Origin of the sequence: Micromonospora humi (assembly GCF_900090105.1) — a bacterium.
Lineage (GTDB): Bacteria > Actinomycetota > Actinomycetes > Mycobacteriales > Micromonosporaceae > Micromonospora > Micromonospora humi.
Map to the genome: position 1 here is coordinate 361951 of NZ_FMDM01000001.1, position 19525 is coordinate 381475.

The 19525-nt window shown below is 75.7% G+C and carries 22 protein-coding genes; 6 read left to right on the forward strand and 16 right to left on the reverse strand.

Going from position 1 to position 19525, the window contains the following annotated elements; genetic code table 11:
- The first annotated feature begins 22 nt into the window (after positions 1-22).
- The 6 genes from GA0070213_RS01555 to GA0070213_RS01580 are packed head-to-tail and all read left to right on the forward strand — an operon-like array spanning position 23 to position 4895.
- Positions 23-1003: a carbohydrate ABC transporter permease gene (locus tag GA0070213_RS01555; RefSeq protein WP_091055898.1), complete on the forward strand. Its 981-nt coding sequence runs from the start codon at positions 23-25 to the stop codon at positions 1001-1003.
- On the forward strand, positions 1000-1863 hold the full coding sequence (locus GA0070213_RS01560) for a carbohydrate ABC transporter permease (RefSeq protein ID WP_091055900.1): 864 nt from the start codon (positions 1000-1002) through the stop codon (positions 1861-1863). Before GA0070213_RS01555 ends, GA0070213_RS01560 begins: the two co-directional genes overlap by 4 nt.
- Positions 1860-2468, forward strand: coding sequence for a hypothetical protein (locus GA0070213_RS01565; RefSeq protein WP_091055902.1), 609 nt, complete (start codon positions 1860-1862; stop codon positions 2466-2468). The genes GA0070213_RS01560 and GA0070213_RS01565 overlap by 4 nt, the downstream gene beginning before the upstream one ends.
- Positions 2465-3304, forward strand: coding sequence for a DUF6807 domain-containing protein (locus tag GA0070213_RS01570; protein WP_091055905.1), 840 nt, complete (start codon positions 2465-2467; stop codon positions 3302-3304). The genes GA0070213_RS01565 and GA0070213_RS01570 overlap by 4 nt, the downstream gene beginning before the upstream one ends.
- Entirely contained in the window at positions 3301-4284 is a 984-nt protein-coding gene (locus tag GA0070213_RS01575) for a sugar kinase (RefSeq protein WP_245716208.1), read from the forward strand. Before GA0070213_RS01570 ends, GA0070213_RS01575 begins: the two co-directional genes overlap by 4 nt.
- A complete protein-coding gene (locus tag GA0070213_RS01580) occupies positions 4281-4895 on the forward strand; it encodes a bifunctional 4-hydroxy-2-oxoglutarate aldolase/2-dehydro-3-deoxy-phosphogluconate aldolase (RefSeq protein ID WP_091056628.1) in 615 nt (204 codons plus the stop codon). The genes GA0070213_RS01575 and GA0070213_RS01580 overlap by 4 nt, the downstream gene beginning before the upstream one ends.
- On the opposite strand, the gene GA0070213_RS01585 is transcribed toward GA0070213_RS01580, so the two are convergent.
- From GA0070213_RS01585 to GA0070213_RS01660, 16 genes are all read right to left on the reverse strand, one after another.
- Entirely contained in the window at positions 4888-5652 is a 765-nt protein-coding gene (locus tag GA0070213_RS01585; protein WP_091055907.1) for a hypothetical protein, read from the reverse strand. The two genes, GA0070213_RS01580 and GA0070213_RS01585, sit on opposite strands and share 8 nt — an antisense overlap.
- A 27-nt stretch (positions 5653-5679) precedes the next feature.
- Positions 5680-6156 carry a hypothetical protein gene (locus GA0070213_RS01590; protein WP_091055910.1) on the reverse strand — a complete coding sequence of 159 codons (477 nt, stop codon included), beginning with the start codon at positions 6154-6156 and terminating at the stop codon, positions 5680-5682.
- Positions 6153-7073: a hypothetical protein gene (locus tag GA0070213_RS01595; RefSeq protein ID WP_091055913.1), complete on the reverse strand. Its 921-nt coding sequence runs from the start codon at positions 7071-7073 to the stop codon at positions 6153-6155. The genes GA0070213_RS01590 and GA0070213_RS01595 overlap by 4 nt, the downstream gene beginning before the upstream one ends.
- Entirely contained in the window at positions 7070-7765 is a 696-nt protein-coding gene (locus tag GA0070213_RS01600; protein ID WP_091055916.1) for a phage tail protein, read from the reverse strand. The genes GA0070213_RS01595 and GA0070213_RS01600 overlap by 4 nt, the downstream gene beginning before the upstream one ends.
- Positions 7746-10388 carry a putative baseplate assembly protein gene (locus GA0070213_RS01605; RefSeq protein ID WP_091055919.1) on the reverse strand — a complete coding sequence of 881 codons (2643 nt, stop codon included), beginning with the start codon at positions 10386-10388 and terminating at the stop codon, positions 7746-7748. Before GA0070213_RS01605 ends, GA0070213_RS01600 begins: the two co-directional genes overlap by 20 nt.
- Entirely contained in the window at positions 10385-10834 is a 450-nt protein-coding gene (locus GA0070213_RS01610; protein ID WP_091055921.1) for a GPW/gp25 family protein, read from the reverse strand. Before GA0070213_RS01610 ends, GA0070213_RS01605 begins: the two co-directional genes overlap by 4 nt.
- Positions 10831-11169 (reverse strand): hypothetical protein, encoded by a 339-nt coding sequence (locus GA0070213_RS01615; RefSeq protein ID WP_091055923.1) that lies wholly within the window; start codon positions 11167-11169, stop codon positions 10831-10833. Before GA0070213_RS01615 ends, GA0070213_RS01610 begins: the two co-directional genes overlap by 4 nt.
- Complete coding sequence (locus tag GA0070213_RS01620) at positions 11169-12740, reverse strand: phage baseplate assembly protein V (protein ID WP_091055925.1); 1572 nt, start codon at positions 12738-12740, stop codon at positions 11169-11171. The genes GA0070213_RS01615 and GA0070213_RS01620 overlap by 1 nt, the downstream gene beginning before the upstream one ends.
- A complete protein-coding gene (locus GA0070213_RS01625; RefSeq protein WP_091055927.1) occupies positions 12737-13498 on the reverse strand; it encodes a CIS tube protein in 762 nt (253 codons plus the stop codon). The genes GA0070213_RS01620 and GA0070213_RS01625 overlap by 4 nt, the downstream gene beginning before the upstream one ends.
- Entirely contained in the window at positions 13498-13923 is a 426-nt protein-coding gene (locus tag GA0070213_RS01630; RefSeq protein ID WP_139128607.1) for a hypothetical protein, read from the reverse strand. The genes GA0070213_RS01625 and GA0070213_RS01630 overlap by 1 nt, the downstream gene beginning before the upstream one ends.
- A 1210-nt stretch (positions 13924-15133) precedes the next feature.
- Positions 15134-15616 (reverse strand): phage tail protein, encoded by a 483-nt coding sequence (locus tag GA0070213_RS01635; protein WP_091055932.1) that lies wholly within the window; start codon positions 15614-15616, stop codon positions 15134-15136.
- Position 15617: 1 nt separating this feature from the next.
- A complete protein-coding gene (locus tag GA0070213_RS01640; RefSeq protein WP_091055935.1) occupies positions 15618-16844 on the reverse strand; it encodes a phage tail sheath family protein in 1227 nt (408 codons plus the stop codon).
- A gap of 16 nt (positions 16845-16860) precedes the next feature.
- Positions 16861-17544 carry a carboxypeptidase-like regulatory domain-containing protein gene (locus GA0070213_RS01645; RefSeq protein ID WP_091055937.1) on the reverse strand — a complete coding sequence of 228 codons (684 nt, stop codon included), beginning with the start codon at positions 17542-17544 and terminating at the stop codon, positions 16861-16863.
- The gene (locus GA0070213_RS01650) at positions 17541-18149 is read right to left on the reverse strand and encodes a glycine zipper family protein (protein ID WP_091056629.1); all 609 of its coding nucleotides are present in this window, start codon (positions 18147-18149) and stop codon (positions 17541-17543) included. The genes GA0070213_RS01645 and GA0070213_RS01650 overlap by 4 nt, the downstream gene beginning before the upstream one ends.
- A 14-nt stretch (positions 18150-18163) precedes the next feature.
- Positions 18164-18505: a hypothetical protein gene (locus GA0070213_RS01655; protein ID WP_091055940.1), complete on the reverse strand. Its 342-nt coding sequence runs from the start codon at positions 18503-18505 to the stop codon at positions 18164-18166.
- 167 nt (positions 18506-18672) lie between these two features.
- Complete coding sequence (locus GA0070213_RS01660; protein WP_245716209.1) at positions 18673-19488, reverse strand: LppM family (lipo)protein; 816 nt, start codon at positions 19486-19488, stop codon at positions 18673-18675.
- Positions 19489-19525: the final 37 nt, after the last annotated feature.

The window sequence follows — 19525 nt, forward strand, 5'->3', positions numbered from 1 at the left end:
ACGAGAAGAAAGGAACCGGCCCGTGGCCCTCACCACGGCGCCCGGCCGGACCTCCCGGACCGGACCGGTCGGCCCCCGCCCCACGCGGCGCGGGGCCGGCCGGGCCCGGTACGGCGAGGGCCTGGCGGGGTACGTCTTCCTCTCGCCCTGGCTCATCGGACTGATGGGCATCACGGCGCTCCCGATGCTGCTCTCGCTCTGGCTGAGCTTCACCGACTACGACATCCTCACCCCGCTGTCCGAGGTGCGGTGGGTCGGGCTGGCCAACTACGAGCGGATGTTCACCGCCGACCCGTCGTACTGGCACGCGGTGCGGGTCACGCTGACGTTCGCGCTGGTCGCCGTGCCGCTGAAGCTGGCCGCCGCGCTCGGCGTGGCGCTGCTGCTCAACCGCGCCTGGCGCGGCGTCGGGCTGTTCCGCGGCCTGTTCTACCTGCCGTCGCTGCTCGGCGGCAGCGTCGCGCTGGCCATCGTCTGGGTCAACATGTTCAACCGCGACGGCGCGTTCAACTCGTTCCTCGCCCTCTTCGGCGTCGAGGGGCTGCCCTGGGTCAGCGACCCGGACTGGGCCCTGCAGACGCTGATGGTGCTGGCGATCTGGCAGTTCGGCGCGCCCATGGTGATCTTCCTGGCCGGGCTCAAGCAGGTCCCGGTCGAGCTGTACGAGGCGGCGGCGGTGGACGGCGCCGGCGCCTGGCGGCGGTTCCGCGCGGTCACCCTGCCCATGCTCTCCCCGGTGATCTTCTTCAACCTGGTGCTGGAGACGATCCACGGCTTCCAGGGCTTCACCGCCGCGTTCGTGCTCAGCAACGGCACCGGCGGCCCGGTCGACTCCACCCTGATGTACACGCTGAAGCTCTACATCTCCGGCTTCACCGACCTGGAGATGGGCTACGCCTCCGCGATGGCCTGGGTGTTCCTGCTCGCCATCGCGCTGGTCACCGCCGTGTTCTTCAGCACCGGCCGGTTCTGGGTGCACTACTCGGACGGAGACGACTCATGACGGCCCTGACCGCCCGCCGGCGGCCGGGCAACCGGCAGGCGCTGCGCCTGCTGGTGCTCGTGGCGATCGTGGCGGTGGTGCTCTACCCGCTGGTCTGGATGCTCGGCACCTCGGTCAAGTCGCAGGCCGAGATCGTCAACAACATCGGCCTGCTGCCGGAGGACTTCACCCCCGGCAACTACGTCGAGGGCTGGACCAACTTCGACATCAGCTTCGGCCGGTTCTTCCTCAACAGCGCCATGGTCAGCCTGCTCACCGTGGTCGGCAACGCGGTGTCCTGCCTGCTGGCCGCGTACGCCCTCGGGCGGCTGCGGTTCCGGCTGCGCAAGGTCTGGTTCATCGTCATGATCGGCACCCTGCTGCTGCCCGGGCACGTGCTGATCGTGCCGCAGTACATCCTGTTCCGCAGCCTCGGCCTGGTCGGTGGCGACTGGCCGTACCTGCCGCTGCTCATCCCGCACTTCCTCGCCACCGAGGCGTTCTTCGTCTTCCTGATGGTGCAGTTCATGCGGGGCATCCCGCGCGAGCTGGACGAGGCCGCCAAGATCGACGGCGCCACCCCGTACGGCGTCTTCCGGCACGTGATCCTGCCGCTGAGCCGCCCCGCGCTGGTCACCACCGCGATCTTCTCGTTCATCTGGACCTGGAACGACTTCTTCCGGCAGCTGGTCTTCCTGTCCACCCTGGAGGACTACACCGTGCCGGTGGCGCTGACCCTGTTCATCGACTCGACCAGCCAGAGCGCGGTCGGCCCGATGTTCGCCATGTCGGTCCTGTCCCTGCTGCCGGTGTTCCTGTTCTTCCTCGCCTTCCAGCGGATGCTGGTCGAGGGCATCAACACCAGCGGGTTGAAGGGGTGACCGCCGAGCGCCCCCGCCGGGACTGGCGGGACACCGTGGCCGAGGCGGCCGACCTGGCGCTGCTCGGCCTGGTCGTGGCGGTCGCCGCGCTGCCGCTGCTCACGCTCGCCCCGGCGGTCGCCACCGCCGCCGCCGCGCTGCACGACCGGTCGGTCACCGGCAGTTGGCCGCCGGCCCGGACCAGCCTGGCCCGGTTCGGCCGGGCGCTGCCGGCGGGCGCGGCGGTCAGCGCCGTCGCGCTCGCCGTCGCCGCGCTGCTCGCCGCCGACCTGCTCGCGCTGGCCACCGGCCGGGTGCCCGGCGGCGGGCCCGCGCTCGCGGTCACCGCCGTCGTGGTCGCGGCGGTGCTCGGGTACGCGGGCCTGGTCGCCGTCGCGGTCGGGCGCACCGGTGGCCGGGGCTGGCGGTCCGCCGCCCGGCACACCGCCCGCACCTGCGCGCGGCATCCCGGCGCCTGGGCCGCCGCGGCCGGCGCCTGCGGCCTCGCCACGCTGCTCGCCGCGCTGGTCACCCCGGTCGCGGTGCCGATCCTCGGGGGGTACGCCCTGGCGGCCCTGCACGCGCTCGACGCCCGCCGCCGGTCCGCCGTGCCGGAGCCGTCATGACCGACGCGGAGCGGTTGACGGTGGCCGGCGTCGAGGTGGCCCGCTACGTCCTCCGGCCGGACCTGGAGCCCCGGCACGGGCCCCGGCCCTACCTGCACCCGGTGCGGACCCGCGCCGGCACCCCGGTCACCGACGCGCTTCCCGCCGACCACGTCTGGCACCTCGGCGCGTCGCTGGCCGTGCCGGACGTCGACGGCGCGAACCTCTGGGGCGGACGCACCTACGTGCGCGGCGGCGGCTACACCTGGCGCGACGACCACGGCGTCGTCGCGCACACCGGCTGGCGGGAGCGGGCCGCCGACCGGCTCGACCACGACCTGGCGTGGCGGGACCGGGCCGGCCGGCCGCTGCTGCGCGAGCACCGCCGGCTCACCGCCGCCCCGGCCGGCGACGACGCCTGGTGGCTGACGGTGTCCAGCACGCTCACCTCCGCCACCGGCGCCGACGTCCACCTGGGCAGTCCCGGCACCAACGGCCGTCCCGGCGGAGCCGGCTACGGCGGCTTCTTCTGGCGGGCGGTCACCGACGCCGAACCCGACGTCTTCACCGGCGAGGCGTCCGGCGAGGAGGCGGTCAACGGTTCCGCCGCGCCGTGGCTGGCGCTCGTCGGCACCGCACCCGGCGGCGGCTCGTACACGCTGGTCTTCACCGGCCTCGGGCCGGGCGACAGGTGGTTCGTCCGCACCGCCATGTACCCGGGCGTCTGCGTCGCGTACGCCTTCGACCGGCCGGCGGTGGTCGCCGCCGGCACGCCCCGCCGCAACCGGCACCGGGTGCTGGTGGTCGACGGCCACCTCGACCCGGCCGCCGTCCCGGCGCGGCTGGTGTCGCCGTGAGCGGGCCGGAGGTCGCCTGCGTGGGGGAGACCATGGTGGTGCTCACCCCCGACGACGGCGGACCGCTGCAACACGCCGCCCGGCTCCTGGTCTCCGTCGGCGGGGCCGAGTCGAACGTGGCGATGGGACTGGCCCGGCTCGGGCACCGGGCCACCTGGGTCAGCCGGGTCGGCGACGACCCGTTCGGTCGCCGGGTGGTCGCCGAGGTCGCCGCCGCCGGGGTGGACGTCGACCTGGTCACCGTCGACCCGGCCGCGCCGACCGGCGTCTACCTCAAGGATCCCGGCCCGGCCGGCACCCGGGTCCACTACCACCGGGCCGGGTCGGCGGCGAGCCGCCTCGGCGCGGCGGACCTCGCCGACGCGCGGCTGGCCGGGGTGCGGCTGCTGCACCTGTCCGGGATCACCGCCGCGCTCTCCGACACCTGCCGGGACCTGCTCGCGCACGCGCTCGCCGGGCGGGCGGCACCGGGCGCCCGGGTCACCTTCGACGTGAACCACCGCCCGGCGCTCTGGCCCGCCGACCGGGCCGGGCCGATGCTGCGGGAGCTGGCCGACCGCGCCGACGTGGTGCTCGTCGGGCAGGACGAGGCCGACACGCTGTGGGGTGCCGCCGACCCGGTCGCCGTGCGCGACCTGCTGCCCGGGCCGGAGCTGGTGGTGGTCAAGGACGGGGCGGTCGGCGCTACCGCGCTGGCGCGTACCGGGCCGGCGGTCTTCGTACCGGCGTTGCCGGTGGACGTGGTGGAGCCGGTCGGCGCCGGGGACGCGTTCGCCGCCGGCTTCCTCGCCGGGCTGCTGCGTCGGGTCGACCTGAGATCCTGTCTGCGCCTGGGCCACCTGACCGCGGCGCCGGTGCTGGCCGCGCCGGGCGACAACGCGCCACCGCCGGACCCGGCGCGGATCGCCCGGGCGCTGGCGCTGACCGACCGGGAGTGGGCGGCGCCGGCACGGCGCCACGACGGAGGGAGCGGCACATGACCGGGCACGACTTCGCACCGCTGTTCGGCGACGCGCGGGTGATGGTGATCCTGCGCGACCTGCCGCCGGAGGAGACGGTCCGGCTCGCGGAGCTGGCCTGGGACCTCGGCATCGACGTGGTGGAGGTGCCCATCCGTACGCCGGGGGCGGTGCCCGCGCTGCGTGCCGCCGCCACGGCCGGGCGGCGCCGGGACCGGCTCGTCGGCGCCGGCACGGTCCGCACCCCGGCCCAGGTCCGCCAGGCGGTCGGCGCCGGCGCGGCGTTCACCGTCGCGCCCGGCCTGGACCTGGCCGTCGCCGACGCGGCGCACAGCTACGGCATCCCGCACCTGCCCGGCGTGGCCACCCCCACCGAGGCGCAGCAGGCGCTCGACCACGGCCTGGTCTGGCTCAAGGCGTTCCCGGCGGTCAGCCTCGGCCCGGCCTGGTTCCGGGCGGTCGCCGGGCCGCTGCCGGAGGCCCGGTTCGTGGCCACCGGCGGCATCGACGCCGGCAACGCGGGGGACTTCCTGGCCGCCGGCGTGCGGGTGGTGGCGGTCGGCTCGGCGCTCACCGACTCCGCCCAACTCCCGCGTCTGGCCGAACTCGCCGGTGGCCGCCCGGTCAGGTGACCGTGCGGCCGGACGTGGTCGCCGTGGTGCGCACCGCCTTGACGATCGCCGGGATCGACCCGACCAGCAGCACCAGCGCCCAGATCAACGCCACCACGGCGAAGACCACCGCGCCGAGGTCGTCGAGGATGCTGACCAGGATCACCGGCAGCAGGCCGTGCAGGAACTGGAGCACCACCGTGCACAGCAGCGTCGTCAGCGCCAGCAGCACCAGCCCCTTGTTGCGCGCGAAACGCGGCTGGGCGGCCAGGAGCAGCCCGGCCCAGACCAGCTTGAGCAGCAGCGCCAGCCCGAGCAGCACGGCCGCGTCGTCGACCGGGAAGAACCCCCACACCGCCAGGTAGGCGAGCGTGCCGAACGGCGGCGCCAGGAACAGCGACACCATCACGGTCAGCTCGACGAACGCGACGATCAGCAGGACCAGCGACACCAGCAGCAGCACGATCGAGAAGACCAGCGTGGCCACGCCCTGCACCCGGCCCTGCACCCGGTCGGGCAGCACCAGACTCAACGCGAACAGCCCGGTGGTCCAGAGCGCCACCACGTCGATCAGCGCCAGGTAACCGGTGCCCCGCCCGGACGGCTCGGCCACCGCGCCCACGTCGCCCAGCTCCACGCCGAGCTGCCCGGCGCTGCCGCGCAGCGCGGAGCCCGCGTCACCGCCGCCGGTCAGCGCCGCCGCGCCCACCTCCACGGCGACCACCAGCGCGATCGCGAACAACGCCAGCAGCAGGAACGGTTTCCGCAGCTCACCCATGTCGCGCCTCCGCGTCGGCGGGCCCGGTCAGGACCGGGCGACAGTGACCGTGCACCCGCCACCTCCCGGGCACCGCAGGACCACCTCGGTCTCCCGGTCCACCGCCACCTTCGCCACCGTCGCGCCGTCCGGCCCGGCGGTGACCTCGTCGGTGACCGTGACGTCCGCGTCGCCGGGGGCGCGGGCCGTCACCTCGAACGGCGTCACGCCGCGCAGCACCAGCGTGCGCAGCGCGCCCGGGTCGGCGACCCGCAGCCGGCAGGTGGCCCCGAAGCCGACCACCACCCCGTCGGCGGTGGTGGTCGGCGCGGCGGCCGGCGGCACGCACGCCACGGTCACCGTCGCCGGGTCCACCGCCCCGGCGCCGCGCCCGAGCCGGGCCAGCGGGCCCGGCCCGGCCGCCGGGTCGCCCGGGTCGTCGCGCCGCCCGGCCACCGCCACCACCCAGAGCACCACCAGCAGCACGGCCAGCGCGATCAGCAGCACCTTCTGCCGGCCGCTCACGGTTGGCCGACCGGGGTGAACCGGACCAGGTCCACCCCGGCGAAGTAGGAGTCGGTGCCCTGGGTCTTGCTCACCGCCACCAACGTCAGCTCGTGCGCGCCCCGGGCCAGCTCCAGCGTGGCCACCGCCGCCTCGTCGGTGATGGCCACGGTCGGGCTGAAGCCGAAGAACGTGTCGCCGACCTGCCTGCCGTCGACCAGCCAGATGGTGTTCGCGTAGTCGGGCGCGGTGGTGCGCACGGTGGCGAACCGCCAGGTGCCGTCCGCCGGCAGGTCCACCCGCACGGTCACCCGGTCGCCGACCGCCTTGCCGAGGAAGAAGAGCTGCTTGTCGCCGGACCAGGCCACGCCGCAGCAGTTGTCCTGCGCCACCACCTCCGCCTTGGCGGCGGTCTTCGAGGTGACCTCGGCGCCGGCGACGAGCGTCTCCGCCTCCACCGACACCGGCCGGGCCTGCGGCGTCGGCGGAGCGTCCGGCCCGCGGGTCACCAGCCACACCACCACGCCGGTCACCACCAGCAGCAGCACCGCCGCAGCGGCCAGCCACGGCCACGGCGAACGCTTCGGCGCCACCACCGCCCGCACGTCGTAGGTCACCCGGCCGCTGGAGCGGGAACTCTCCTCCGGGGCGGTGTTCGCCGAGTACGCGAACCCGGTCATGTCGTAGCGCCGGGGTGGGGTGCCGGCCGGCACGGCGAGCCGGACCAGGACCGACACCGAGCCCTGCCCGGGCACCACCCGCTGCGGCTCGGCCACCGTGAACCAGGCGCGTTGGCTGCCCTCGCCCGGTGCGACGTCGAACACCACGGTGTCCGGGGCCGCACCCGGGTTCGACACGGTGAAGGTCAGCTCGCCGGCGTTGCGGGCGTCCAGGGTGAACTGCTCGGCGGCGGCGACGACGGTCCATTCGGTGGTCATGACGGCTCCTCGGGCGGATGGTGGGGCGGGGGTGCGGGCACGTGCGCCCGGCCGACCGCCCGCACCGGCTCGGCCGGGGGCGGCACCGGCTCGGCCGGCGGCGGCGTCGGGTCGGCCGGCGGCGGCGTCGGGTCGGCGGGAAGTGGCGTCGGCTCGGTCGGCGGCGGGGGATCGGGGGGCGGGTCGGCGTCGGCGGTGACCACCTCGACGGTGACCGCGGCCGGCTTCTCCGCCTCGACGATCCGGGCGACCAGCGCCAGCCGGTCCACGGCGGCCGGCGGCACGCGCACCACCAGGTGGAACGGTCGATCGGCCGGCTCGTCCAGCACGAACCCGGTCACCCCGGTGGCCAGCTCCAGCGCGGTGCGCATCCCGTACGGCGTGCCCCGCCAGCGGGCCAGCAGCGCGCCGTGCGCGACCAGGTCACGCAGCCGGCCCAACGGCAGCGGCAGCGGGGCGTCCGTGCGCGGCGCGGCCACCACGTGATCCATCGCCACCCAGCGGGTCAGGTACGCCACGAACCCGTCCGGCGTCCGGTACGGCCCGAACAGCGCGTCGACGTCGGCGAGCACCGCCTCGTCCGGGGCGTGCAGCGCCTCCATCACGTCCAGCAGCGCGCCCAGCACGCTGCCCGGGCCGGCGGCCCGCTGGTACGCGGCCGGCAGCAGCCGCTCAATCGCCGTTCGGCGCATCCTGCCGCACCACCTCGATGTCGTGCTCGCCGGAGCAGAGCAGCCAGGTGCCGGGGACGGTGACCACGTCGGCGGTGGACTGGTTGGCGCTGGCCGTCCAGTCCTCGCCGTCGCCGCTGCGGTAGACGCCACGCTCGCCGCCGGCCAGGACCAGCCGGTCACCGCTCCCGGACGGCGCGGTCGCGGCGATGGCGTCCACCGGCGAGAACCGGGTCCGGTCCCGCAGCGGCAGGCCGCAGTTGACCGATACCGACCGCCACTGCGGCTGCCCGGCGAGGGTGTCCAGCCGGACCACCCCGCCGCTCTGCGTCGCGGCGAGCGCCAGCGGGCCACTGAACGCCAGGTCCCGGCAGGTGCCGCCGATCCAGCCGGCGGCCATCGACTGCCACTGCACGTCCGACTCGAACAGCCGGGTCCGGTGGCAGCCCTGGCCGGGCTTTTTCGGGTCCGGCTCGCCCGCGCCGCACCACAGCAGCGTGGCCGGGCCGTCGTACTGCACGGCCAGGACCCGGTTGTCCACGTTGGCCAGGCCGACGTGGCCGAACGTGCCGGGGCGGCCGGCCGCGGTGGACAGGTAGACCCCGAAGCCGGCCTGCGCGGCCACCGCCACCCCGGGCGCGCCGCGCTCGGAGACGAACGACCGCACCGCGTAGAAGCCCCGGTCGGCGTCGGCCGGGTCGACCAGGATCTGCAACGGCACCGCGCCCGGCAGCAGCGGCACCTCGTAGAGGCCGGCGTCGGTGGCCAGCAGCAGCGCGCCGGTGCCGTCCCGGTCGATCCAGGCCAGGTCGCGCACCCCGGCCTCCAGGTCGGTGAGCAGCGTCCAGGTCTCGCCCAGGTCGGTGCTCAGCCGCACCCGGGAACCACCGGCGTCGCGGGCGGTCACTACCGCCACCGAGCCGGCCCGGGGCACCACGCCGGGGCGTACCGGGGCGGGGGCGGGCGCGACCCGCACCACCGTCTCGCCGTCGAACCGGCCGGCCGGCTCCCAGCCCGCGCCGGCGTCGGTCGAGCGGAACAGCACCGGTCCGCGCCCGGCGTACCAGGTGTCCGGCTGGTACTGGTCCACGGCGACGGTGCGGACCTGCGCGTCCGGCGCCTCGTCGACCACGAACCGCACCGACTCGACGTACCGCACGCCCGGCTCGGCGTGCTCCAGCATCCGGTAGACGTTGGAGGCGCGCAGCGGCTCGCCGAACGCCCAGCCGGTCGGGTTGAGCGGCGTGGGCAGCGGGCTCAGCGTCTGGTGCAGCCGGTCGTGGATCCGGCGGCGGACCGCGTCGACGTCCTCCTCGCGGCGCACCACCACCCGGGCCCGCACCGAGACCGCCTTGTAACGGGCCCAGCCGGCCCGCACCGCCGTGCCCAACGCGCGCCGCCGTTCCAGGTCGGCCTCGACCCGGCGGCGCGCCTCCTCCACCTCGTGCTCGCGCAGCACCGCCACCGGCAGCCGGCCGCCGGGGCGGGCCGCGTCCGGCACGTACGGCACCAGCACCACCTCCACCTCGCCGGGCCGGGCGAAGCTGTAGACGGTGGCCCGGGTGAACGCGCGGGCCCGGGCCACCGCGCCGGAGCCGGTGGCGAGGATCTCGAAGTCCCGCGCGGTCACCGCGCGCTGCTGGGCGAAGAACTCGTACGGCCCGCGGGCCAGCACCGACTCCAGCGACTCCAGCTCCCGACCGCCGGTGGCCGGCAGCGGATTGTCCACCTTCAACCCCGGCAGCGGGTCGCGCAGGCTGGTCAGCACACCGGCGGCCACGTTCCCGGCCGGCCCGCCGCCGCACCGGTACCAGAGCCGCACCTGCCGCCCGGCCGGCGGCACCGCCGCCACCGTGGTCGCCCCGGCCGTCCCCTGGTCGGCCGGGGCGGTCCCGGTCCCCGCGTCCGGACCGGTCCCGGCGACCGGGCGCAGGTCCAGCGCCGGGGCGAACGTGACCACCCCGGACGCCCGGTCGACCAGGTAGACCTTGGCCTGCGGGCCCAGGCCGGCGAAGCTGTCCACCGGCCGCCAGATCTCGTACGTGCGGCCCTCGTGCTCGCGGGCGGCGGCGCCCAGCTCCACCGAGCCGGCCGGCACCTCCACCCCGAGCAGCAGGTCCAGCGCCTCGGTGGTGCGGGTCAGCGGCGCGCGGGCCGCCCGGAACGTCTGCCCGGGCTGGCCGGTGCCGGTGCCCAGCAGCTCCGCCTCGACCGGCTCGCAGTGGTGCACCCGTACCGTCACCTCGGTCTCGCCGGCGGGCAGCACCACCGGCTCGGTGGTCACGAAGACGACCGGCCGGGGGTCGGCGCCGCGGGCCGCGGCGACCCGGGTCCCGGCCGGCACCCGCACCGCGGCGCGGTCCGCGCCGGTGCGGGTCAGCCGCACGTCCGCCCAGGCCGCCGCCGGCGGGTGCCGGGTCGCGCCGAGCAGGTTCAGGAACGCGACGTACGCCTTCTCCGGCAACTGGTTCAGCCGGTAGATCATCACTTCGGTCAGGTAGGCGAACGCCTCCAGCAGCGCCATCCCCGGGTCGTGCGCGGACAGGTCCGTCCAGTCCGGGCAGGAGCGGCGGATCCGTTCCCGCGCCTCGGTGACCAGGTCGAGGAAGGCGCGGTCGTCCAGGTGCGGCACCGGCAGCGTCATGGCGTGACCTCCTCGCCCGGCCGGTCGCCGGGGTCGTCGTCGGGCGGCAGCAGGTCGACGGAGAACACCAGCTGGCCGGGGGAGAGGCTGGCGCGCACCCGGTAGTCCAGCCGGATCACCAGGCGCCACGGGTCGTCCGGGTCCGGCCCGGCGTCCACGTCGAGCACCTCGACCCGCGGCTCCCAGCGCCGGATCGCCTGCCGCACGTAGTGGATGGCCAGCCCGGCGGTGGTGTCGTCGTTCGGCGCGAAGACCAGCCGGTGCAACCGTGACCCGTATCCGGGGCGCATCAGCCGCTCGCCCGGGGTGGTGGACAGCAGCAGGTACAGCGCCTGGCGTACGGTCTCGTCGCCCTCGGTCATGGCGAGCCCGCCGGCGGCGGTCAGCGCGAGACCACCGGCGCGACCGGCGTCGAAGCCGGCGCCGACGAAGCGGAACGCCCTCACCGGTCCGCCCCCAGGAACATCTGCCGCGGGTCGCGGACCTGGTGGTGCACGGTGCCCGGCGGGGTGCCGTCGGTGAGGCCGTCCAGGTGCGACAGCACCACCGGCTGCCGGTCGATCCGCACCCAGGCGCTGTAGCCGACGGTCACGGTCATCGTGTGCAGGCAGGGTTTGATCGTCGGGCCGTAGTTCGGGCAGGCGGTGATGTCGCGCCCCTCCGGGTCGGGCCGCACCAGCGCCGGCACGCCCCGCACGGTGACCCAGTGCTGCGACGGGCGGTTCGCCACCCGCCCGTCGTGCCCGCAGGTGATCAGCGAGTCGCGGTGGATCCAGCGCATCAGCCACCTCCGGAGGAACGGGCGAGGGTACGGGCCTGGGCGGCGGCGGTCTCGGCGTCCTCGGCCGCCGGGGCGTGCAGGAAGTCGACGGTCTTCGCGCGCACCACCATGGCCCGTCCCGGCGCGGAGAGCACCAGGTCGCCGGCGGCGTGCACGGTGGTCAGCTCGGGGCGCAGCTCGACGAAGCTGCCCGCGTCGGTGGCCAGCCGCAGCGTGCGCCCGTCGTCGTCGATGACGATCGACTGGCCGGTGCCGGTCCGCATCGACCACCGCCGGGACCGCCCGGAGACGATCCCCGCGTCGTAGGGCTCGACGGCGCCGAACAGCGAACCGAGCACCACGCCCGACGCCGGCTCGCCGCCGGGCAGCGCCACCAGCACGGTGTCGTCCGGGTCGGGCAGCGCGACGATCCCCTTGCCCCGGCCCGCGCCCGGACAGAGCACGGCCAGCCAGCCGGCGTCCAGGTCCCCGTACGCGGGCAGCGTCACCCGGGCCCGGCCCAGCCCGTCCGGGTCGTCGACGTCGGTGACCGTGCCGAGCGTGACCGTCGCCGCCGGGGGCGCGGTGACCGGGGGCGGCTCGGGCGGGGCGGTGGAGAACCGGGTCAGGTGGCCGTCCGCGTCGACGGTGTGCACCACCTCGGTGAGCACGTACACGCCGGCCACCGGCTCCGGGACACCGGCCAGCGCGATGCGCCGGCCCGGCCGCAACGCCGGATCGCCCTCGGCCGTGCCCTCGGCGGTGACCAGCGCGGCGACCCGCGCGTCCAGCCCCGCCTGGGCCAGCGCGGCCAGCTCGTCGTCGCTGCGCGCCGGCTGGTCCACCGCGGTACGCACCCCGTCCGCGCCGACGTCGCCCGGCTCCGGGCGCAGCGGGATCCGCCGCCCGCTGCGCGCCTCGCCGGCCCGCTGCCCCAGCGCCTCGGCGCGTTGCGGGTGCCAGCCCAGCGCCGCGCACTGCGCGCCGGCCCGGTCCAGGTTCTCGGTGACCCGCAGCGCGTGCACGGTCTCGCCGAGGGCCAGCGGCACCGGCTCGCCGTGCCCGTCCAGGGTGAGCAGCCGCAGCCGGTCGGCGTCCACGCTCAGGTGCAACCCGGCCCGGCCGGCCACCTCGCACAGCAGCTCCAGGTCGGTGTGCCGGTGCTGGAGCAGCCGCTCCAGGCGCGGCCCGTCGGCCTCGGCGACCACGCTCAGGCCCAGCCCGGCGCACAGCTCACCGGCCAGCTCGGCGGCCGTCACCGACTCGAACACCCGCAGCTCCTGCCGCTTGCGCAGCCGGTGCAGCTTGTCGTAACCCCGGATCCGCAGCAGCGCGGCGCCGTCACCGGCGTACTCCACCTCCACGGCGGTCACCTCGCCGACGAACAGGGCGTCCGGGTGGCCGTCCAGGCGCACGTCGAGGGCGGCGCCGGGGCGTACCGGTGGGTCGAGGGCGCCCGCGCCGGGCGTGGTGGCCAGGGCCAGTTCGCACTGCGTGGGCCGGTCCAGCCGGGCGGCGACCCGGATCCCGCGCAGCCGGGTCGGGTCGGCCAACGGCCGCCCGTCCAGGGTCACCGTCGCGGCCCGGGTCACGGCGTGCCTCCCGTCGTGGTGGCGGCCTCGGGTGGTGGCGCGGCGCCGCCGATCGCCGGCACGGCCAGCGCGGTACCGGCCGGCACCGCCAGCGGGTCGGTGATCCGGTTGTGCTCGGCGAGCAGCCGCCAGCGCAGCGGCGACCCCAGCGCGTCGTGCGCGAGCAGGTCGAAGCGGACCCCGGACCAGCCCGGCTCGGTCGCGCCGTCGGCGGCGGCGACCACCGCCGAGCCGGGCGCCACGGTCGGCGTGCTCGCCGTGGCCAGTTCCTCCTCGAAGCCGGCCTGAGCCGCGTCGGCGGTCTCCGCCACCCGGACCAGCCGCAACCGCAGCCAGGAACGGCGCGGCGTGCCGGTGATCGTGAACGCGTCGAACCGTTCCGCGATCGCCGCGATCACGCCCGGCACGTTCCAGGTCTTGCCCCAGACCAGCCGGACCAGCGGCGGGCGGGGCCAGCCGTGCTCCACGGTCGAGTTCTCGGCGAGCATCCACAGCGGCCGGGTCAGCGCCCGGACGTCCTCGGGGCGGGCCGGCGACTCCACGAAGTCGACGTCGAAGAGCAGGTCCAGCACCAGCTCGGTGCGCCCGCCGCCGGTGAAGACCAGCGGGTCGTCGGCCAGGCCGGCGCCGGTCAACGGCCCGTCCGGGCCGCCCCGGGGCCTGAGCCCGGCCAGCCGGGTGACCTGCACGGTCTCCGGGTTGAGCAGGCAGTCGACCCGGGTGCCGGACTCGTCCACGAGGAAGGCGACGCGTTCCATCAGCCACCCGCCTGTTCCCGGTCCAGCCGGCTCTCCCGCCAGGTCGCGCCCGCGCCGGCCGGCCGGTGCGCCGGCTCGTCGGGCAGCGCCGGCCACGGGTCCCGGTGCGCCGTGCCGATCTCCGCCGCCGGCTGCGTCCCGACCGTCCGTCCGCTGCCGGGTGACCCGACGCCGGCCTCGTCCGGCAGGGTGGGCCACGGGCTCGACGGACGCCGCCGGCCGGCGGCGTCCACCGCGCTCGCCGCCGCTGGCTGTGTCGACTGCCGCCGCGACGACAGCGGCACCTGGCGCTCGCCGTCGCGCGACGGGTCGTCGGCCCGGCGCCCGGCAGCGGTCCACTCCGGGCGGCGGCCGGTGTCGCCCGCTCCGTCGGCCGCCGGACCGGGCCGCGCCGGGGCGAACGAGAGTGGACGGACTCCCGGCACTCCTCCCCGCTCCGGCCCGGCGGCGGCGCGGCTGCCGTCGGGCGGGCCCGCCCGCTCACCGTCCCGGCCGGGCCGTCCCTCGCGCCGCGACGACCACCCCGCCCGGGTGGTCCCCGGCGACCCGTCTCCACCGGCCGGTCCGGTCGCGTCGGCCCGGCTGCCGCGTCCCCCGGACGCGCCCGGCACCGTGGAGTCACCCGGACCGGCGACGCCGTCGGTTCCCCCCGATCCGGCGGGACCGCCGGGACCCGACGTGCCGGTTGGCCCGAGGCTCCGTCCCCATGGACCGGCCGATCCTCCGGGGCCCCGCTCCCACGCGTCGGCCGGGTCGGGTCCGCCCCGCCTGTCGGTGCTGTCGGGTCCGCCCGACGCACCGGGACGGCCGGGCGCGTCCGACCTGCCGCCCGGTCCGGTGCGGGCTCGTCCCGACGTGCCGCCCGGTCCGGCGGCGGCAGTCCCCCGCGTAGCGCCCGGTCCGTCGGTTCCCCACCCTCCGTCCGGTCCGGTTCCGCCCGACCTCGGCGTGCTGGCAAGGGGCGGGGGACCGCCCCCGGACGCCCCCGGGTCGGCGGCGCCGCCGGCCGGCCCGGCACCGGGCACGCGCCCGGACGACGCTCCGGTCGCGCGACTCCTGGCGGTCCGGCCCCACCGCGTCGGTCCGGCTCCGGTCGGCCGCGATCCCGTCCGCGTCCGGGACGGACGCGGGCCGGCGCCGTCCGGCCGGGCGAACTCCGCGGCGATCCACGCCGTCACGTCGTCCACGCCGGAACGCCCCGCGTCGGCACCGGAACCGTCCAACGGGACACCCCTCCCGTCAGCCGGTACGGCCGGGAGATCTTGGAAGGAACCGGCCCCCAGGGGGGCACTTTCGTACCAAGATCTCCGGCCGACGCCGTCCCCACGCCACGCCCGCCACAGTCGGGCCAGCCGACCCGCCACCGACCGGTCGGTGATCAAGGAGTTCGTGTCGGCTGCGCGGTCGTTCTCGACGCGAACTCCTTGGTCACCGACCGTGCGCGGGAGGTCGGGGAGGTCGTGCAGGAGGCCGGGGGCGTGCGCGGCGACCAGGCGGAGCCAGTGCTCGGGTGGCTCGCCGGGGCGGCGCGCCGCCGGCTCGCCGGCGAGTGTGGACCGGCTTCCGGCGGGCGCCGAGAGGTGGGCGGGGTCGGAGAGACGGTCGGCGGTGGCCCGCAGGGCGCGGGCCAGCCGGTCACGCGGTCGCCGGGGCGGCCGCACTGCCGGACTCCAGCTCCAGTCCCTCGTACGCCAGGGTCAGCGCCTCGATCGCGATCTCCTGGGAGAGGGTGTTCAGGTGGGCGCCCCGCCACCGCGTCGGCCACGCGTTGATCATGTTCCAGCGCAGCACCTCGGCGGTGCCGGCCGGGTCGAGCAGCACCACCGACACGTTGCGCCGGTTGACAGTGCCCTTCGCCGCCGCGTTCACCCAGTCCCACAGCTCGCGGGCGTTGGTCAGGCCGAAGTGGAGCGTCACCGGGGCGTACTCGACCTGCCCGGGCACGGCCCGGATGCGTTCGTTGCCGGCCTCCCGGTAGGCCAGCGAGGGTATCGCCACCTCGAAGCCGCTGACCTCGGTGAAGTGCCCGTTGGTGACACCGTTGATGAGCAGCTTGAAGTGGTACGCCCGGTACGGGTCGACGGGTGCGCCCGGCTGCGGCGTGGCAGTGGTCGGCATGTCAGCCTCCGATCGTCTCGGTCTCGGTGCCGCCGGCCCACTGGCTCAGCTTGAACACCACGAACTCCGCGGGCTTGACCACCGCGATGCCGATGTGCGCGACCACCATCCCGGCGTCGCGGACGTCGGCCGGGTTGGTCTCCTCGTCGCACTTGACGAAGAACGCCTCCTCCGGCGTGCGGCCGAGCAGCGCGCCGTCGCGCCACACCCGGGTCAGGAACGCGCCGATGTCGCGCCGGATCGAGCGCCACAGCGTGAAGTCGTTCGGCTCGAACACCATCCAGCGGGTGCCGTTGGCGATGGCCTGCTCGATGGAGATGGAGAGCCGGCGGACGTTCAGGTAGCGCCACTCGCTGGCCTCGGCGGCGAGCGTACGGGCACCCCAGAGCCGGATACCCTCGCCGGCGAAGAACCGGATCACGTTGACGCCCTTGGGGTTCAGCACGTCGTGCTCCGGCCGGGTCACCCGGTACGCCAGGTCGACCGCGCCGCGCACCGGCTCGTTGGCCGGCGCCTTGTGCACCCCGCGCAGCGCGTCGGTGCGGGCCCAGATGCCGGCCACGTGCCCGCTCGGCGGGGTGAGCACCAGGTCGCCGCCGAGCGGGTCACGCACCCGGATCCAGGGGAAGTAGAAGGTGGCGAAGTCGGACTGCCGGGGCCGGTCGCCGCCGGTGCCGGGCGCGTCGTCGTCGCCGTCCTTCGGCGTACCCTCGGCGGGTTTTCCCGACGACGGCTTGGCGGGCGTGGCGACCCGGGTGAGCCGGGAGACGTCGGCCACCTCGGGCGGCGGGTCGCAGATCGCGACCATGGTGCGCAGCCGCTCGGCCATGCTGATCAGGGCCTCGTGCGAGACCGGGTCGTGGTAGCCGGGCGCGGCCAGGATGGAGATCTCGTCGATCGCCTCCAGCACCTGCAGGCCGCCGCGCCGGCCGCCGGTGCCGGTGAGCTGACCGCCCGCGCCCACGTTGACCACCCAGCAGCGGGTGCCGCCGTTGTCCAGGAAGCCGAACACGGCCCGGGCCAGCGGCGTGCTCTCCAGGTGCTCGCCGTCGGCGTAGAGGCGCAGGAACTCGGTCCAGCTGTTGACCGCCATCGGCCGGTCGACGTAGGCGGTGGGGTTCGGCGCGACCCCGACGAAGGCGGCGGTGCTGGTGCCGACCGGCCCGATCGGGCGGGCCCCGGAGGGCACCTCCTCGACGTAGATGCCGGGGGAGAAGTAGGTGGGCATCGGTCCTCCTGGGGAGTCAGTCGGGGGCGTGGACGACGACCAGGTCGTCGCCGGCCGGGTCGAGCTCGGCGGTGTGCACGCGCCCCCGGCCGACCAGCCGGATGCGCACCGGGCGGTCCGGGGCGTCGAGGTCGTGCGGCACGCCGACCAGCCGGAACCGGCCGGCGGCGTCGGTCTCGGTGGCCTGCGCGGTGCCGACCAGCTCCACCCGCATCGCGGCGAGCGGCTGGTCCTGCGGCCCGACCACCCGGCCGTCGAGGGTGCGCATGTCGAGCTGCCGCAGCCGCAGCGGCTGCCGCACCGGCGGCGCGGTCGGCGCCGGCCGGTCGATCCGCGCCGGCACGTCGAGCAGCAGCGCCGGCCGGGGCGCCACGCCGAGCGCCCGCCACAGCGCCGGGTCGCCGGCGTCGAGCACCAGCTCCGGCCGTCCGGTGCCGGTGGTGGCCGCGGCGAGGACCCGGTCCAGCGCCGGCAGCGCCGCCGGCCCGCCGCCGCTGACCAGCAGCCGGACCACGAACCGGTACGGTTCGCGGGCCGCGCCGCCGGTCGCGGTCTGCCGGGCCGGCCGCAGGTCCAGCGGCCAGACCGTGAGGCCGCCGGCCGGGTCGTCGCGCGGCGGGCCGACCGGGACGGGCTCACCCGCCGCCCCGGCCAGCCAGGACGTGACGTCCGCGACGGCCGCCTCGATCGCGCCGGTCATCGCGGCGGCGTCCCCTGGATCCGGTACGCGATGGCCTCGTTCCAGACGTGCGGGTAGACGCCGATCTCGAAGTAGCGGGTGAACCGGTTGATCGGCGCGTTGGTGTGGTCGTGCCAGAGCAGCCACACCGGGGCGATGGTGAACAGCGCGTAGTTCAGCGCGACCAGCGGCAGGTAGAGCGGGCCGAGCAGCCGGGCCTGGAACACGTGCACGTCCTCGTGCCGCTGGATGCCCGGGCTGGATCCGGCGCACACGGTGCCGATGGTGGTGGCGTAGCGGGGCGAGACGCCCTCGACCACATTGACCCGGCCGCTGCCGGCCGAGACGACCCGGTCGAGCTGGTGGCCGAAGATCAGGTGCAGGGCCAGGTAGAGCGCCCCGGCGAACGTGTTGAGCAGGCTCCACGTGTGATCGACGACGAAGAGGAAGATCCCCTTCGCGTCGGCGCCGTAGGTGCCGGCCGAGGCGGTCGCCCAGCCGAAGGGCGCGCCGACGAGCAACCCGACGACCGCGCCGACCAGCAGGCCGACGGTGCCGGCGGCGAACTGCCCGAGGACGGCGCCGAAGACGACCTGGACGGCGGCGCTGAGGATGCCGAAGACCATGACGGTCACCTCTCTCAGACCCAGGAGCGGACGTAGCGGGGCTCGCGCCCCTGGGCGAGCTGGGTCGGCGACGCCTGCGTCGCCTGCCGGTTGCCCGGGGGCAGCTGGTTGATGCCGAGCGCGGCGGAGAAGATGACCAGCCCGTTGAAGAACGCGATGATCCACTTTTCCGGGCCGGCGTCGGCGAACGCGGCGGTCAGGTAGGAGAGCAGGAGCGCGAAGCCCAGCGCGATCCACTTGCGCGCCTTGTCGCCGCTCGGCCCGATCAGGCCGCCGATGACGTTGGTGGCGAGCAGGGTGGCGGCGCTGGCGCCGGTCAGACTGCCCAGAGCGGCCCAGGTGAAGAGATCGTTCACGGCGATCCCCCTTTTCGACGGTGCGGTGGTGCGGCCTCGGGTGGGATGGTGCGGCGGCCCGTGGTTGTCGCCACGGGGTCCGCCCGGTCGGCGGTGGAACCGGCGGGTTGTCGCCGGTGGTCGAGGGCCGGACGGTCGACCTCCGAAGGAGGCCGGGCCGGCGGGACTCAGGCCGGTGGACCGGCGGGGGGCGTCGGCGCGGGGGGCGTCGGCGCGGCGGGGGTGGCCGGTCCGGTGGTGGGCGCGGCCGGCGTCGCGGCCGGGCTCCCGCCCCGGCGGCGGCGCAGCAGCAGCACGACCGCCACGGCCACGACCAGCAGCAGCACGACCGCGCCGGCGACGACCGGCAGCCAGGGGAAGGAGCCACCGTCGACCACGGCGGCGACCGCGCTGGTGGGCGGCGCCGGCGGCGCCTCGGCGACGGCCCGCAGTTCGGCCGGCTTGGGCTGGTTGGCGACCACCTTCCAGCTCACCGAGCGGCCGGTGATCGTGCCGTTGGTGTCCAGTACCCGGCCCGGGAACGTCACCGAGATCTCGAACGACATCAAGGTCATGAACGCCTGCTGGTTCCGTGGATCCTGTTCGGCCACCTTTCCGCCGTATTTCTTCGGATCCAGGGGGAGCGAGAAGCGATAGAGATCGTTGTCCCGAACAAGATTCACGCTCTCGCTCGTGAATTGCGCCAACGGTGTTTTCCGGTAGGTGATCTGAATGCCGTAGAAGTTGGGGTCCTCGTACCGCGTCTCGGTTCCGGCGGGAAGCGTGGGAATGTTCTGCCGCAGTTCGGCGAAGGCCACCGCGACGTCCGGGTTGCGCTGTTTGAGCACGGACTTCTGCGCGGTCAGCAGGAGCTGGCCGGAGATCGTGTCGTCGGGGTTCACGGTCAACCCGAGGTTGAGCTGCATGCAGCCGCTCAGTGTCGCCACGAGGGCGAGACACACCGCGAGGCTGAATATCCGGCTGCGGCGGAGTCTCGTATTCATGCGCCCAGTGTGGGCGGTCGGGGCGGGCTCGACAGTC

Excerpts from the sequence above, each read along its gene's own strand:
- GA0070213_RS01560 (WP_091055900.1), top strand. The coding sequence starts at position 1,000 with ATGACGGCCCTGACCGCCCGCCGGCGGCCGGGCAACCGGCAGGCGCTG.
- GA0070213_RS01570 (WP_091055905.1), top strand. The coding sequence starts at position 2,465 with ATGACCGACGCGGAGCGGTTGACGGTGGCCGGCGTCGAGGTGGCCCGC.
- GA0070213_RS01580 (WP_091056628.1), top strand. The coding sequence starts at position 4,281 with ATGACCGGGCACGACTTCGCACCGCTGTTCGGCGACGCGCGGGTGATG.
- GA0070213_RS01585 (WP_091055907.1), bottom strand. The coding sequence starts at position 5,652 with ATGGGTGAGCTGCGGAAACCGTTCCTGCTGCTGGCGTTGTTCGCGATC.
- GA0070213_RS01595 (WP_091055913.1), bottom strand. The coding sequence starts at position 7,073 with ATGACCACCGAATGGACCGTCGTCGCCGCCGCCGAGCAGTTCACCCTG.
- GA0070213_RS01600 (WP_091055916.1), bottom strand. The coding sequence starts at position 7,765 with ATGCGCCGAACGGCGATTGAGCGGCTGCTGCCGGCCGCGTACCAGCGG.
- GA0070213_RS01605 (WP_091055919.1), bottom strand. The coding sequence starts at position 10,388 with ATGACGCTGCCGGTGCCGCACCTGGACGACCGCGCCTTCCTCGACCTG.
- GA0070213_RS01615 (WP_091055923.1), bottom strand. The coding sequence starts at position 11,169 with ATGCGCTGGATCCACCGCGACTCGCTGATCACCTGCGGGCACGACGGG.
- GA0070213_RS01625 (WP_091055927.1), bottom strand. The coding sequence starts at position 13,498 with ATGGAACGCGTCGCCTTCCTCGTGGACGAGTCCGGCACCCGGGTCGAC.
- GA0070213_RS01635 (WP_091055932.1), bottom strand. The coding sequence starts at position 15,616 with ATGCCGACCACTGCCACGCCGCAGCCGGGCGCACCCGTCGACCCGTAC.
- GA0070213_RS01640 (WP_091055935.1), bottom strand. The coding sequence starts at position 16,844 with ATGCCCACCTACTTCTCCCCCGGCATCTACGTCGAGGAGGTGCCCTCC.
- GA0070213_RS01645 (WP_091055937.1), bottom strand. The coding sequence starts at position 17,544 with ATGACCGGCGCGATCGAGGCGGCCGTCGCGGACGTCACGTCCTGGCTG.
- GA0070213_RS01650 (WP_091056629.1), bottom strand. The coding sequence starts at position 18,149 with ATGGTCTTCGGCATCCTCAGCGCCGCCGTCCAGGTCGTCTTCGGCGCC.
- GA0070213_RS01660 (WP_245716209.1), bottom strand. The coding sequence starts at position 19,488 with ATGAATACGAGACTCCGCCGCAGCCGGATATTCAGCCTCGCGGTGTGT.